This is a genomic window from Ruegeria arenilitoris, from assembly GCF_013035315.1.
Taxonomy (GTDB): Bacteria; Pseudomonadota; Alphaproteobacteria; order Rhodobacterales; family Rhodobacteraceae; genus Ruegeria; species Ruegeria arenilitoris_D.
In genome coordinates this window covers 219896-234097 of the sequence record NZ_WQHP01000004.1, presented here as the reverse complement: position 1 = coordinate 234097, position 14202 = coordinate 219896, and the positions used below count along the sequence as shown (strand labels likewise).

General features: G+C 59.2%; 14 protein-coding genes. 1 reads left to right on the top strand and 13 read right to left on the bottom strand.

The features are described 5' to 3' along the window. Nucleotides 1–3: 3 nt before the first annotated feature. From GOV53_RS10925 to GOV53_RS10870, 12 genes are all read right to left on the bottom strand, one after another. Complete coding sequence (locus tag GOV53_RS10925; RefSeq protein ID WP_170422945.1) at nt 4–1590, bottom strand: ABC transporter substrate-binding protein; 1587 nt, start codon at nt 1588–1590, stop codon at nt 4–6. 126 nt (nt 1591–1716) lie between these two features. After that, on the bottom strand, nt 1717–3711 hold the full coding sequence (locus GOV53_RS10920) for a CocE/NonD family hydrolase (protein ID WP_170466520.1): 1995 nt from the start codon (nt 3709–3711) through the stop codon (nt 1717–1719). A 51-nt stretch (nt 3712–3762) separates the two neighbouring features. Next, complete coding sequence (locus GOV53_RS10915; RefSeq protein ID WP_170466517.1) at nt 3763–4866, bottom strand: glycerate kinase type-2 family protein; 1104 nt, start codon at nt 4864–4866, stop codon at nt 3763–3765. Next, nucleotides 4866–5303 (bottom strand): D-aminoacyl-tRNA deacylase, encoded by a 438-nt coding sequence (gene dtd / locus GOV53_RS10910; RefSeq protein WP_170466514.1) that lies wholly within the window; start codon nt 5301–5303, stop codon nt 4866–4868. The genes GOV53_RS10915 and dtd overlap by 1 nt, the downstream gene beginning before the upstream one ends. 25 nt (nt 5304–5328) lie before the next feature. Further along, the gene (locus GOV53_RS10905) at nt 5329–5997 is read right to left on the bottom strand and encodes a nitroreductase (RefSeq protein ID WP_170466511.1); all 669 of its coding nucleotides are present in this window, start codon (nt 5995–5997) and stop codon (nt 5329–5331) included. Nucleotides 5998–6077: 80 nt separating this feature from the next. Then, on the bottom strand, nt 6078–7187 hold the full coding sequence (locus tag GOV53_RS10900) for a TFIIB-type zinc finger domain-containing protein (RefSeq protein WP_170466508.1): 1110 nt from the start codon (nt 7185–7187) through the stop codon (nt 6078–6080). Next, nucleotides 7187–7663 (bottom strand): protein tyrosine phosphatase family protein, encoded by a 477-nt coding sequence (locus tag GOV53_RS10895; protein ID WP_170466504.1) that lies wholly within the window; start codon nt 7661–7663, stop codon nt 7187–7189. The genes GOV53_RS10900 and GOV53_RS10895 overlap by 1 nt, the downstream gene beginning before the upstream one ends. Nucleotides 7664–7681: 18 nt before the next feature. Further along, a complete protein-coding gene (locus GOV53_RS10890) occupies nt 7682–8830 on the bottom strand; it encodes an SPFH domain-containing protein (RefSeq protein WP_170466500.1) in 1149 nt (382 codons plus the stop codon). A gap of 22 nt (nt 8831–8852) precedes the next feature. After that, entirely contained in the window at nt 8853–9809 is a 957-nt protein-coding gene (locus GOV53_RS10885; protein WP_170466497.1) for a DUF2927 domain-containing protein, read from the bottom strand. Nucleotides 9810–9822: 13 nt separating this feature from the next. Further along, complete coding sequence (locus GOV53_RS10880; RefSeq protein ID WP_170422929.1) at nt 9823–11013, bottom strand: toxic anion resistance protein; 1191 nt, start codon at nt 11011–11013, stop codon at nt 9823–9825. A 30-nt stretch (nt 11014–11043) separates the two neighbouring features. Next, entirely contained in the window at nt 11044–11958 is a 915-nt protein-coding gene (locus GOV53_RS10875) for a 5-bromo-4-chloroindolyl phosphate hydrolysis family protein (protein ID WP_170466494.1), read from the bottom strand. A gap of 174 nt (nt 11959–12132) precedes the next feature. Further along, nucleotides 12133–12942, bottom strand: coding sequence for a pseudouridine synthase (locus GOV53_RS10870; RefSeq protein ID WP_170466491.1), 810 nt, complete (start codon nt 12940–12942; stop codon nt 12133–12135). Between the two features lie 61 nt (nt 12943–13003). Here GOV53_RS10870 and GOV53_RS10865 point away from each other — a divergent pair, with 61 nt between their 5' ends. Further along, nucleotides 13004–13453 carry a nucleoside deaminase gene (locus GOV53_RS10865; RefSeq protein WP_170466488.1) on the top strand — a complete coding sequence of 150 codons (450 nt, stop codon included), beginning with the start codon at nt 13004–13006 and terminating at the stop codon, nt 13451–13453. Between the two features lie 2 nt (nt 13454–13455). Here GOV53_RS10865 and GOV53_RS10860 read toward each other — a convergent pair whose 3' ends face one another. Then, complete coding sequence (locus GOV53_RS10860) at nt 13456–14148, bottom strand: metal-dependent hydrolase (protein WP_170422922.1); 693 nt, start codon at nt 14146–14148, stop codon at nt 13456–13458. Nucleotides 14149–14202 lie beyond the last annotated feature (54 nt).

Below are 14202 nucleotides of genomic sequence, written 5' to 3'. Positions count from 1 at the left end.
CTATCAGGAGAACCACATTTTGCGGGACATATTGCCGTTCATCATCTCTTGGGTGGGATCGTTTTCCCAACCTTCGAGCTGATTGGTAACACCTTCGACAAAGTCGTTGAACATCGGGCAGATCAGACCACCCTGATCGCGGACCATCATGCCCATCTTGCTGTAGATGTCCTTGCGTTTGTCGTTGTCCAGTTCGGCGCGTGCCGCGAACAGCATTTCGTCGAATTCCGGAATCTTGAAGCGGGTGTCGTTCCAGTCGGCAGTCGACAGGTACGCGGTCGCGTACATCTGGTCCTGCACCGGACGGCCGCCCCAGTAGGACGCACAGAATGGCTGAACGTTCCAGACCTCGGACCAGTAACCATCATTTGGCTCGCGCTTGATTTCAAGCGGGATACCCGCCTGAGCAGCGCTTTGCTGGAACAGAGCAGCAGCATCCACAGCACCCGGAAAGGCGCCGTCTGCAACACGCAGGATGATCGGCGAACCGTCATGGCCCGACTTCTGGTAGTGCTCCGCCGCTTTTTCGAGGCTGAATTCGCGCTGCGGGATTGAGCCGTCAAAGAGCGGGTAGGCCGCGTTGATTGGCATGTCGTTGCCAATAGTGCCGTAGCCGCGCAGAACCTTGTCGACCAAGTCCTGACGGTTGATGGCGTGCTTCAGCGCCAGACGCAGTTCGTTGTTGTCGAACGGCGCGGTGTCGCAGTGCATGATGAACACATAGTGTCCGCGACCTGCGGTCGAATGCACGGTCAGGTTTGGCGCGCGGCCCAGCAGATCGGCGACTTTTGGTTCAACGCGGTTGATCGCATGAACCTGACCGGATTGCAGTGCGGCGGTACGCGCAGTCGCATCGTTGATGACGATCACTTCGACACTGTCAAAGTTGCCGAAATCAGGGTTCCAGTGGTTTTCAAACTTTGTGTACATGTGACGTACACCGGGCTCGTTCACTTCTACCTTGTATGGTCCTGTGCCGATGCCCGCACCCGGATCATCCATACCGCCATCCGGCTGAATGATCAGGTGGTAATCGGCCATCAGATAGGGAAGGTCGGCGTTGGGTTCAGTCAGCGTAACCTGGAAGTTGTCGCCATCGGCTTTCATCGACTCGATGCCCTTCATGATGCCCAGGGCACCGGACTTGGAGTCTTCGTTCGAGTGGCGCTGCATGGTCTTCAGCACGTCTTCGCTGGTCATGGTCTTGCCGTTGTGGAACTCGACACCCTGACGCAGTTTGAACGTCCAGACTTTGGCGTCTGCGCTGCCTTCGACAGCTTCGGCGAGGCGCGGTTCAATCGACCCGTCGGGTGCAACCTCCACCAACTGGTCTCCGAATTGCTTACCGTTCTGGAACGGCACCGAGCTAGCATAGGTGGCCGGATCCAGCGAGTTGGTGGATTCACCGCCCTGCAGGCCAAACTTCAGGTCGCCACCCTTTTTGGGGCCCGCCGCGCGTGCAGCGTCTGCGAACATGGTGCTGGCCATCGCTGCCGACACACCCAGAGCCGCCGCTTTCCCCATGAATTCGCGGCGGGTAAGCTTGCCCGCTGTGACCTGACCGGCCATGTGAGTGAGTTGTTCGTTCATGTATTGGTCTCCCAGTTGAATGGATTACAGTCCTTTGCCGGACTTTTTATTGACGCATGAGTCAAAACTAGGCGCATTTCGGTCTGGCGAGCAAGGATAAATGTCTGACCTTTGCCAACCGAAACATCACATCTGGTTGCGGGGAACGGTGTCCTCCTTTTGCTTGGAAAACACCAATTCTTCGTTCTCAAAGGCGTTAACCTGCGCTTTGAGGTAAAAGTTGTCCTGATCCGACCACATTTCACAGGATGTTTCAGTCCGCAGTTCGATCCCGTCTCGAACCAGTTCCTGCGTCCAGTGGCAGTGCCCGTGGGCCGAAAGCGGGTCGTCCGGATGGATCGTCCAGCGTTCATAGGCGGTGCCGCCATGGGTCAGGCCGTGGTGGTTGTCGGTCACAAGGCCAAAGTCGTCTTCGATGATCAGTCGCGTTTCACCCGTGGTCATGTCTGTTTCTACCCGCCGTGCGTTTTGACTATCCCGCAAGGTCGTCACATCGCGCGGTGTTTCAGCGTCCGGGGGCTGGAAGAAACACTCGTCCCCGCCAGCCGTCGGCCGGTTCGGAATCGCGATCTCACCACTTGTCAGATGCAACTCGGCGGCTTCGGGCGCGGGCCAGATCAGGGGCCAATACGCGCTTGAGACGGCGACCCGAAGGCGATGCCCCTTAGGAACGCGATAGGCAATGTGGTCTAGGTCCAGTGTGATCTCGTAAGAGGTTCCCGGCTCCAATGGCGTTGGCTGCGCGTGGCTGTCTCGGTGGGTCAGGTTCAGAACACCGTAGGTAATCCGAGTAGATGCGCCATCCGGGTGAATGTGATTCAGTCGCACGGCAATCTGCGCTTGTGGACGGTCGGCGCTGAGCTGCAGCCGTATGCGCGGCGCACCCACGATATCCATATCTTCGGACAGGGGCGCTCCGTCAAAACAGGCAGACAGAGCGTCGTCGGCACGTTGATCGCCCGGCATGTCAGGCCCCAGCCAGATTGCACAATACTCACCGCCATCGATGCCGCAGGTCAGTGGCGATCGGATGCGTCTGTTCAGCGGCTCGGTTTGTCCAAGCCCTGCGTCCGACAGGGCCAGTGTCAGCTGCGCCAGATGTGAGGTCGCTCCTTCGGGTTCCGCAATCCAGCGCCCAGGTCTTTCCGCATACCAACGTTGGGGGCGGACACCGTCCATCAGATATGCCCGATACTCGGGATCATCTTCAACACCGGTATCCAAACCCTTCAGCCAGTGATCCCACCAGCGTAATGCCTCTTGCAGGAAGCCGATTCTGGGTTCGGGTACTGCAAAATGCGGGTATTTGTGCACCCAAGGCCCCACGATCCCTTTGACCGGCGCATCAAGTTGCTCGACCAGCAGCGGCACGGTGTTTTTGTAGGCGTCGCCCCAACCGCCAATCGCCAGAGTTGCGGCGCGAATGGCACTGAAATCCTCGCATACTGATCCATGCTGCCAATACGCGTCTCGCGTCTGATGGCGCAGCCATACCGAGGGGAGAAATGGCTGGTTCTCCAGCCGGTCCAGCCAGAGCTCGCGCCAGTTTGCTCGTAGGGCAGGATCGGGCGCGCGAGACGAATAGGACCACATGGTCGCGCCCCAGCCCAGGTTTTCGTTCAACAGACAACCGCCCTTGTAGTGGATGTCGTCCGCGTAACGATTCGCTGTGGAGCATAGAGTGATAATTGCCTTGAGCGCAGCGGGTTGAAGGGCCGCGACCTGTAAGGCATTGAACCCACCCCAGCTGATACCCATCATGCCGATCGTGCCCGTGCACCAGGGCTGGTCAGCCAGCCATTGAATGGTCGCGACGGCGTCTTCAAGCTCTTGCTGAGTGTACTCGTCCTCCATCAGCCCTTCGCTGTCGCCATTGCCTCGCATGTCCACGCGAATGCAGGCATAGCCGCGTTTGGCAAACCACGGGTGGGTCAGGGCATCGCGACCCGCCGTACCGTCGCGTTTGCGGTAAGGTAGGAATTCAAGAATGGCGGGTACGGGGTTGGAGGCGGCGTCAACGGGACGCCAGATGCGCGCCGACAGGCGGCAGCCGTCCGACATCACGATACCAACATCCGGCAAGTCTTCGATTTCGCATAGCGTATTGGGCGAGCGCGTCATTTTTGCAGTGTCGAAGCCTTTGCTTTGAATTTAAGTCCGAAAACCGCCAAATCAGCGTTTGATTGCGACAATCAGGTCCATCACATTCGTTCCGGTCGGCCCGGTCACCAGCAAGGCGTCTGCCTCATCCAGAAAACTGCCGCTGTCAGCGTCTTGCAGGGCTTGTTCGGCCCCGCCGCCCCATGTCGCGCCGTCGACCACCGCACCGGCGGCATCGGTTGGACCGTCGGTCCCGTCGGTCCCGCCAACAACCAGTGTCAAATCCGCTGTTCCGGCGATTTCCCTAGCCAACGCCAACGCCAGAGCTTGATTGCGCCCGCCCCGGCCGGGATTTTCCGGCAGAACGACCGTGGGCTCTCCGCCAAAGACCATTACGCCGGGCGACATGTCCTTCAGCCGTGGTCCCAGATCGGACGCAACGCGCATAAAGTCGTCGTGCAGACATTCCTCGTCGGCCAGAACCGGCAAACCTTCGCTGCGCGCCAACTCTGCCGCTGCGGATCGCGCATGGGCGTTTGAGGCCACGATCTGGGTCGAGGCTTGAAACGCATAGCTGTCCGGCAACGCGCCGATCCCAGAACCGATAACGGCAAGGTCATCGCCGGGGACGTCCGAGATCGCCAGAACGGTCGCTCTGGCACCTTTGAAATGCAACAGCAAACCGCCGCCCTTGATCCGGGACAGTTTGCGCCGTTCCGCATTCATTGCAGTGATATCAAGACCTTCGGCCAATAACCTGCCATTCAACTGTTCCAGGTCTGCCAGAGTGTTTCCGGGTAACAGATCCTCTGCCAAAGAGGACGCGCCGCCCGACACCAGAAGCAAGACATGAGAATCTGCAGGCATCGCTTCGATCACTTCGCGCAGGGCTCGTCCGCCCTCAAGGCTGCGCGCATCCGGTACGGGGTGAGAGGCTTCGATCACGCGAACGTCCTCGGGCAGGCCGCCACCGTGGCCATCCTTGGTGACGACCAGAGTTGGCAGTGGTCCGAAATGATCCAGTGCCGCGTGGGCCATGGCAGCTGCGGCTTTGCCGACCGCCAGAATTTGGTCCGGAGTTGGGACGTCGTCCAGAACAGCTTTGGTCGCCCGTTGCCCGTCAACCGCGTCAACACCGGCTTGCCAAATGCGAATTGCCTGTTGCCTTTGATCCATCAGCTTTCCATCCATATTGTCACTGGCCCGTCATTGACCAGCTCGACCGCCATATCCGCCCCGAATTGCCCGGTTTCCACGGGTATGCCATGGGCCTGCAAGCGGCGTGCAAACTCTTGGTAAAGGTGCTGGCCCGCATCTGGGGGTGCGGCCTCGGAAAATCCGGGTCTGTTCCCGCGCGACGTATCGGCTGCCAGTGTAAACTGGCTGATGACCAAGGCCGAGCCTCCAACATCCACGACAGACCGGTTCATCTTACCTGCATCATCTTTGAAGATACGTAGCTTCGATATTTTGGCGGCCAGTTGTTCGGCCTTGTGCTCATCGTCGCCTTGCATCGCACAGACCAGGATCATCAGACCTGGCCCGGTTTGCCCGACTTGTTGCCCGTCGACCGACACTTTGGCCCGGGAAACCCTCTGTAGAACTGCGCGCAAATCTGTTCTCCGTTTGATGGCGTAATTATCCGACCCAGCTGACGATCTCGTCCAGACCGGCGCGTTCTGTGCGAAACCCGTTGGCCGGATGCTCAGCGTCTGAATAGCCGAAGGAAATCGCGCACAGGATCAGACGGTCATCTGGAATGTCGAAATACCGGTGCAGGAACGGGCCATAGCTGGCTACCGCAGCCTGAGGGATCGTCGCTACGCCCAAGGCTTGCGCGGCCAGGGTGAACGCCATGACAAACCCACCGCAATCCATTGCGCCGTAGGGGCCAAGATCTGCGGGACTTGAGATGATCGCGCAATGCGGCGCGCCAAAAAGCGCAAAGTTCTCCATCATTTGCCGGGCCGAGCCCGCACGATCCCCGCGTTCGACGCCCACGGCATCATAGAGTGCCCAGCCACAGTCGCGGCGTCGCGCCTGATAGACACCGTTATACGCAGTCGGAAAGGGCAGATCTGGTTTCGGTGCGCCAGTTGCGACCTCTTTCTGTAGCGCTGTTCGGAACGCGTCTGTTTCCTTGCCGCTGGTGATCACGATGTCCCACGGCTGCGCGTTGCACCAGCTTGGCGCACGCGATGCGCTGGTCAAAATGTGTTCGATGTGGGCCTTCGGTACGGGGTCGGGGCGGAACGCCCGGCAAGAATGCCGATCGCTCAGTAATCGATCCAGATCGGATGGTGTCACACTGCTCTCCCCTTCGTGCAGTCGAGGCGCAGGATGACGTCAGGTCGCAGGATGTTCAAGCAGTTAAACGGGCAAAGAGGTTACTGCTGTCCGGTGGCCATCAGATAGCCCACACCTGCAGCAACAAGCAGGCCAAGAACCACCGCAATCGTGATTTTGATCGCCGACCAGGGGCGCTCGCCCTGAACCCGGCCAGTTCTGCCGTTTACAACAAAGCGATAGGTTTCGCCTCGATATTTGTAGGCGGCCATCCAGACCGGCAGCAAAATGTGCTTGAAGGTGACGTCCTGAACATCCGTGTCGATCGCGTGAATCCGCTGCCGGTCGCCACCGATGTCAAAACGCACATCCCGTTCGATCACACGTGCCATGTACCCGCGCGCCTCGGTGTAACCGTCCTGCAAACCAACCGTATAGGCCTCGGCCCGGAATCCGGCCAGATACTCGGGCTGATAGGGCTCGAGCGCAGGCAAATCCCACGGCTCTAATGCATCCGTGTAGCTTTTTGGCAAGGACCGAGACGCCAGCACCAGCACATCGTCGAAAAACCGGGCAACCCGGCCTGATTTCGGAGACCAACGTATCTTGGCCACCTGCTGCTGAACGCGCTTGCCGTCTCGCATCACCGTTCGCGTTTCATAGTAGACCGTGCCGCGCTCGCCGCGATAACCGGACTTGGTATCCGCGTCGAAGGTCCAGTAGGGCACATAAATTCCTTGCATCTTCCGGCCTTTGCGCGCGTAGTCCTTCAGCCCGTTGGGAGCGAACCACAACCTTCCCAGCCAGTCCGACATCGCTTTGTGCGCCGAGCGTTCATCCAACGCGAAGGGCAAGACCCCTTTGGGCTTTATGTGCCGGCTCACGCCAGTTTCGGTCACAACGGGTGTCGCGCAAAAGGGGCACTCGGCCGCGTGCGTATCCGGGTCGAACTCAACCTGCGCAGCACAGTTTGAACAGGTCAGAACCCGCGTTTCCTCGATCTCGGCATCCGGCAGGGCATTCTTTACGGCGGCGTCGAAGTCCAACTCTTTCAGGCTGGCGCCGCCCCATGGGCCTGCGCCAACGGTTTTCGAATGCCCGCAATGATCGCAGGTCAGGGTCCCATCGCTTGGATTAAACCGATAATCCGCACCGCATTGATCGCAGGGAAAACGATGTTCGGACAACGGGTTGGCTGGATTCTCGTTCATCAGTACTCATAACCCAAATAACGGTTCGGTTTATCAATATCGGCTTCGTGCCCAAGAAACGCGGCCCAAACACCTCCAGGACGCCATATTCCATCCATCAGCGCCTCGGCGGCGGCCACATCACCACTCCCGTCCCGCGCTCTGCGCAGCATGAAGGCTGACACGCGGGCATTATAGATGCAGTGCACATGCACGGGCGTATCGCCGAGCGAATCCAGAGTTTTGACAAAGGCGGAGTAGTCGTTTTCGGTCGGTTTCTCGAAATCCACCGGAATGTAATGATAGGTCATTCCGGCTGCAGCGACGGTTCCCGGCTCGTCCGCCAGTGCCCCCTTGTTGTCATGCGGCCCCAAGTTGACGATATCCGCGATCCCAGCACCTGCCAGCGCTGCAATCTGTTCCTCGGTCGGTTGGCCTGACAAAGTCAGCCGGTCATCGACGCGACGAAAGTTAAGGATATCGGTTAGAGACGTCATTTCCTTCCTAGGCTGTGCTTAAGTTCCTGGCGGTGGCGGCGGCAAGATCGTGAACAGTTGCGCCAACTCCTGTACGTCACCGGCCTTTTTCCAACCGTCCTGACCCGCCGTCCAGACGTGAGTGTCGCGCGTGATCTCTCCGTCTGTCGCCATGCGACCCATCTTGGCCTTCGAGAACGGACCGCTGGTCTGCCCGTCCACAGCGATATGCCAGACGTGCTCAACGGGGGGCGGAGGAGGCGGTGCCGCATGCGCGGTTGGTTGCGGGGCAGCGGGGGCGGAACTGCCCCATGGGCCGCTGGGTTGACCCGCTGCCATGTTTGCCATCTGGTTGGCCATCGCCATGCCCATTCCCATGCCAAGCCCGGCCCCCATGCCACCGCCCTGACCGGGGTTATTGGCTGCCGCTGTCATGGCTTCGGCTGCAGAGTACTGGGTGAACTTGCCCAGATCTCCGGCCAAACCCATCGAGGTCCGCTTATCCAGCGCAGCCTCGACCGCAGGTGGCAGAGAGATATTCTCGATGTAAAACTCGGGCATTTCCAAGCCATAGCCTTCCAGCACCGGAGACACCTCAGCTGCGATCAGCTTACCCAGATCGGCGGTGTTGGCCGCCATGTCCAGAACCGGAATGCCGGAACCTGCGATGACGCGACTGAATTCCTGCACGATGATGTTGCGGATCTGAAAGCTGATCTCGTCCATCGTGAATTCGCCGTCGGTGCCGACAATCTCAATCAAGAATTTCGCGGGGTCTTTGACCCGCACGGTATAGGTGCCAAAGGCCCGAATGCGGGTTGGCCCAAATTCCGGATCGCGCAGCATGATCGGGTTCTTAGTGCCCCATTTTAGATCATTGAACCGCGTCGTGTTGACGAAATAGATTTCGGATTTGAAGGGCGACTGAAACCCGTGATCCCAATGCTGCAGCGTCGTCAGGATCGGCATGTTGTTGGTTTCGAGCATATAAAGACCCGGCGTGAACACGTCCGCCAGTTGCCCCTCATGCACAAACACCGCTGCCTGACCTTCGCGCACCGTCAGCTTGGCGCCGTATTTGATCGCATGGCCTTCGCGTTCGAACCGCCACACCATGGTGTCGCGGGTGTCGTCGACCCAGTGAATGACGTCGATGAATTCTCCGGTCAGAAAATCAAAAATGCCCATTTGGGTTCTCCTCTTCCGGGGCTCAGAGCGGCTGGCCCATCAATTCTCGTGCAATAATCCGCACCACGGGGCGGGCGTTGTCTACTGAAACGCCGGTTTCTAGGCGCGGATCGTACAACATTGTCAGTAGTTTTTCGTCATGGCTGGTCAGCAGCGCAAATTCGTCATCATCGTTGAAAATCGACGGGCGCGCGGCCGGGCTGTCATTGGACAGCCCCAGCCCTTGGGCGATCTCTTCGTGGATACAGCTGCGACGCAACAGATCGGACAGCTCCGACCGGATCAGGGTCACGGCGCGAACGTATTTATAAGGAGCCGAGCTGTTGCCCAACGCGAATACAAAGCAATCGATATCTGAACGCGGGTTCGCCACCAGATCCAGCGAATCCTGGCTGATATTCGGGATCAGTTGTTTCAGGCGGGTGACCACATAGGCGCTGTCATCCTTGCCCGCAAAGAACACGTAGAAGTTTGCCCGACGGCTGACCACAGAGATCGGATGTCCGGTCACCCGAGCCAGACGAGCGGAATAGGACTCGACTGCTTCGACATCCTTGGTACGCGTGGCGGGCAGGACAGAAGGGCCGAATTCGGTCTGCAACCTGACGGGTCCGGTCCAGCGGCTGAGTTGACCGTCGGTCTGGCGCGATGCGACAGCGACCGCGTGGTCGGGATATTCGCTGTAAAAGGCGATGGCTTCGAAATTGCGCGCCAGATCATCCGCGTCATAGGGCGCATCCGGACCGCCGCCGTCGGTGCGCAGCAGCCCGCGTGTCAGCAGGTCACGTTCGACCCGTTCGTAAAACCGCGTCAGATCTTGGCTGGCAGCGGATGGCGGGACATACGCGTTCGGCTCCGGAGCCGGAGGCTGTGGCCGCGGTTCAGGGACAACGGAAGATGTCAGCGCCTCATCGCAATTGGCCAGAGCCAACAGCGATAAAAGCGCCAATGCAGGTTTCAAAGCACCACGAAAACGCACGCCCAGCCAGCCTTTAGCTCGAGACCGCAGTTCCAGCGTTGTCGCCGACCCCGTCCTTGCGCGCCTTGGCGGCAGCCAATGTGTCACGCAGCTCGGCCTCCATCTTCTCCAGTTCCTGTTCGGCTGCAGCGCGCTTGGCTTTGCCTTCGTCCGCAATCGCAAGGCTTTCGTTGATCGTACCGATCAAGTCTGCATTGGCTTGTTTGACGGCTTCGATGTCGAACACGCCGCGCTCCATTTCTTCGCGGATCATCTTGTTCGACTGGCGCAAGTTGGCCGCGTTCGAGGTCAGCAGCTCATTTGTCAGATCATTGGCGTCGCGCACGGCCGAGGCCGCTTCGGCGCTGCGCTGGATGGTCACGGCCTGTGCCAGTTGGGTTTCCCAAAGGGGCACAGTGTTGACCAGCGTCGAGTTGATTTTGGTGACCAGTGACTTGTCGTTTTCCTGAACCAGACGGATCGAGGGCAGTGATTGCATTGTCACTTGGCGTGTCAGTTTCAGGTCATGCACGCGCCGTTCCAGATCGTCCCGTGCTGCGCGCAGATCCCGCAACTCCTGCGCCTTCATGACTTGGTCGTCTTCCGGCGCGGCCTGAACCTCGGCCTCTTTTTCTGGGATGTCGTGGCTGTCCAGTTCGGTCAGCTTTTCCTCACCAGCTGCGATGTATAGCGCCAGCTCGTCATAGAACCCCAGCGTCTTTTCATACAGCAAATCCAAAGACTTGATATCTTTCAGCAGCGTATGTTCATGCGACAGAAGATCGTCGGTGATCCGATCGATTTGGCCCTGAACTTCTTCGTACTGCGCGGTGAACTTAGCGAACGGCGCGGCCTTGCCGATCAGCTTTTCCCACCAGCTGCGTTCGCGGCGAACGTCCAGCTCGCTGACCGAGAAGCCCCGGATCGTGGTGACAATGTTTCGCAGGCTGTCACCGGCTGGTCCGACATCCTTGTTGCGGACATCCGCCAGCATAGCTTGGCTGATTTCCTGCAATTCGGCCTGTGCAGACGACCCAAACGCGACGATGGAATTGGTGTTGTCCATGTCGATCTCGTCCATCCGCTTGCGGATTTCAGCGCTGACAGGTTCGTCAGCTTCTTCAAGCGAGACGATTTCGGCTGCGGGTTCGGGCAACGCAACGGCAGTCACCTCTTGGACCAGCGTTTCAGCTTCGACCGCCTTGTTCTTGATGTCATCGGACATGGGGGTAATCCTCTCTCAAATTGTGGCCGGTCAGTCCAACCGGACGCCTTCGCGTTGCAGTCTTTCGCGCAACACATCAATTTCAACCGTCAGATCACTGCGGTCATCCAAAAGCATCTTGCGGGTACGAGCCGCGAAATTCTGTTCAAGATCATCCAAAAGGGACGTGTAATCCGCCAACGCCTGAGGGTCTCGGGTTCGTGCATAGACATCCGCGAACTTGACTGTCGCATCACGGGCACCCTGCAGATAAACGGTCAGGTATTTGCGGGCACCCGCCAAATCACGCGGGTCTTCCTCGACCGTGCGAAACAGGTCCCTCGCCGTGTCCTGAAACCGCTCGACCCGCGCCTCGATCCGGCGGTCACCGGCGCGTTTGATGGCGTCGGTCATCTCGGTCAGATGGGTTTCTGCATCCTCAACCACACGGGCGACGCGGTCTTGTTGAAAGGTGTCGATACCTTCCATGCCCTTGTCTTTCATCGGATCAAGCCCGAACGAGACCGAGTGCAGGGCGGCGGCCACCAAGCCGAACAAGATCGGAGCAATCAGGCTGGCGTCGGCTGCTGTGGCGGCGTCCAGAAACTCAGTGCGATAGGCTGCCAACCCGATCCCAAGGCCGGTCAGCACGCTCGCAAAAATTTTTCTTGGGAAAGCAGGACGCCTGGCCGTGCGGCGGGCGTTGTACTCCGATTCCGCCCGCAATCCTTCGCGCAGCAAAAACGCGGCTGCTGTCAAAACGCCAGCCGCAATCAATCCGATGGTCATACCGACCGCGCCGTCGTTCAGAGACAGGAACACCAGCGGAATGGCAGGCAGAAACAAAAGGTTGGCTCGGGCACCGGCTGGTTCCACGCGCGCGCCGTCATATTGACCGCGCGGGGGTTGATCCGGGGGCGAGGAGTCTCCTTGCGGGCTGTATTTTCCGCCATACCGTTTGGCCATGTGCTTACAAGCCTCCCAGCAGGCCGGTGCACACTCCAAGCATGAGCATCAACAGCACAACATAGGCCAGTTTCTGCACTCCGGTCCCGGACATGGCGCCCCCCAAGCTTTTCCCTGTTTGAAATTTAGGGCATGCGAGGCCATGACGCTAGGGGGAAGGTTGCCTAACCTGCGTCACTTGCGAGGTTTCTTGCCGATACCGGGCCGTTTTCGCTGTGGTCGTGCGGGGCGTTTGGCCTGGGCGTCGGGTTCGGCGTCCAGACCCAGCTGATCCCGCATGACACGGCGGCGAATTTCTTCGACCTCGCCGGGTTTAAGGCTTCCAAGCTGGAACGGGCCGTATGAGACACGCAGCAGACGGTTCACGGCAAAGCCAATATCCTCCATGGCGCGGCGGATTTCGCGGTTTTTGCCTTCGCGCAAGCCGATGGTCAGCCATGCATTCGCGCCTTGCTGGCGGTCCAGTGAGACGGTCATGGGTTGAAACCGCTCGCCCTCGATCACCAAGCCCTTGCGCAGGGGCTCGAAATCTTCTTCTTTTGGGCGGCCGTTCACGCGCACGCGGTACTTGCGCAGCCATCCGGTGGCGGGAAGTTCCAGCTTGCGCTTGATGCCGCCGTCGTTTGTCAAAAGCAGCAAACCTTCCGAGTTCAGGTCGAGCCGTCCGACACTCATGACCCGCGGCATGTCCTCGGGCAGGTTGTCGAAGATCGTCGCGCGCCCCTTTTCGTCTCGCGTCGTCGTCACCAGGCCCGGCGGCTTGTGATACAGCCACAGGCGCGATGGTTCCGGTTCGGAAACCGGTTTGCCGTCGACGGTGATCTTGTCTTTGGCGGTGACGTTCAGCGCAGGGCTGTTGATTGCCTTGCCGTTTACACTCACACGACCGGCTTCGATCATGCGTTCGGCTTCACGGCGCGAGGCAACGCCTGCGCGGGCAAGGACTTTGGCGATCCGATCGCCGGGAGGAGGGGTTTTGTTCATCCGCAGCCCATAGCGCATCCCGACCGCTTGCGAAAGGCGGGTTTCTCAGGCAGTCAGAGGCATGGTGTTCAGATCGCATATGAATAAGGCGTTGATTGAGGCGCGGGCTGCAGCCAATCGCGGCGAAGTGCCGGTGGGCGCGGTTATTGTTGGGCCGGACGGCGCAATCGTTGCGTCTGCCGGTAACCGTACGCGTGAGTTGAACGACCCGACCGCCCATGCGGAAATCCTTGCCGTGCGTGCGGCCTGCGCCGCAGCAGGGTCCGAGCGGCTGCCCGATCATGACCTCTATGTCACGTTGGAGCCCTGCGCCATGTGCGCGGCGGCACTGGCGGCGGCGCGCATCCGGCGCATTTATTACGGGGCCGCCGATCCAAAATCGGGTGGCGTTGCGCATGGCGCGCGGGTTTTCACCCATACGCAGGCGCACCATGTGCCAGAGGTCTACGACGGCATCGCAGGGCAGGAGGCCGCCGACCTGTTGAAAGAGTTCTTCGCCGCGCGGCGCTGACCCTAGACGCTGATGGGTTTCATCACCTCGGGCTCGATCACATCGACACCTGGCAGCCCGTCGATCAACACCTGCGCCGATTGTTCGAGGATCGGGAAAGTCTTGTAGTGGCAGGGAATCACAGTTTTGAAGTCAAAGTACCGTTTGGCCGCATATGCGGCCCCCTTCATGTCCATCGTGAAATGCCCGCCCGCCGACAGAATGCCGATATCGGGTTTGTAGTAGTCGCCCATCCAATCCATATCGGCCATGATATCTGTGTCGCCCGAGACATAGAGCATATGCCCATCCGATTCGATCATGAAACCAACTTCGCTGCCGCCGGTGCGCAGCCCATCGGGCGTTGAGAAGGTCGAGCTGTGTGAGGCGGGAACCATCGACACTTTGACTCCGTTCAGGTTCACGGTTCCGCCCTTGTTGTAACCGATGGTTTCAAGGCTTTCGGCCTCGCTCCAATACCCCATCAGGTCATACTGCCCGACAACAGGGATCTTCAGGTGTTTGGCCAGTGACACGACGTCGACCACGTGATCGAAATGTGTGTGGGTCAGAAGGATATGCGTCGCACCGTCGACGGCGTCGTCATGTTGATCCTCCGGCAGGACAGGATTCCCGGTCAGCCAGGGATCAATCAGCAGAACCTGCCCACCGGTTTCGATGCGAAAACTGCCGTGTCCCAGCCAAATGATGTTCATGAATTCATCCTCCTAAAACAAACTGTTGGCTTTACCCTAGCATCGGCTATGTAA

Coding starts and splice junctions, on each gene's coding strand:
- GOV53_RS10925 (WP_170422945.1), bottom strand. CDS start 1,590: ATGAACGAACAACTCACTCACATGGCCGGTCAGGTCACAGCGGGCAAG.
- GOV53_RS10920 (WP_170466520.1), bottom strand. CDS start 3,711: ATGACGCGCTCGCCCAATACGCTATGCGAAATCGAAGACTTGCCGGAT.
- GOV53_RS10915 (WP_170466517.1), bottom strand. CDS start 4,866: ATGGATCAAAGGCAACAGGCAATTCGCATTTGGCAAGCCGGTGTTGAC.
- GOV53_RS10900 (WP_170466508.1), bottom strand. CDS start 7,187: ATGAACGAGAATCCAGCCAACCCGTTGTCCGAACATCGTTTTCCCTGC.
- GOV53_RS10895 (WP_170466504.1), bottom strand. CDS start 7,663: ATGACGTCTCTAACCGATATCCTTAACTTTCGTCGCGTCGATGACCGG.
- GOV53_RS10890 (WP_170466500.1), bottom strand. CDS start 8,830: ATGGGCATTTTTGATTTTCTGACCGGAGAATTCATCGACGTCATTCAC.
- GOV53_RS10880 (WP_170422929.1), bottom strand. CDS start 11,013: ATGTCCGATGACATCAAGAACAAGGCGGTCGAAGCTGAAACGCTGGTC.
- GOV53_RS10875 (WP_170466494.1), bottom strand. CDS start 11,958: ATGGCCAAACGGTATGGCGGAAAATACAGCCCGCAAGGAGACTCCTCG.
- GOV53_RS10870 (WP_170466491.1), bottom strand. CDS start 12,942: ATGAACAAAACCCCTCCTCCCGGCGATCGGATCGCCAAAGTCCTTGCC.
- GOV53_RS10865 (WP_170466488.1), top strand. CDS start 13,004: ATGGTGTTCAGATCGCATATGAATAAGGCGTTGATTGAGGCGCGGGCT.
- GOV53_RS10860 (WP_170422922.1), bottom strand. CDS start 14,148: ATGAACATCATTTGGCTGGGACACGGCAGTTTTCGCATCGAAACCGGT.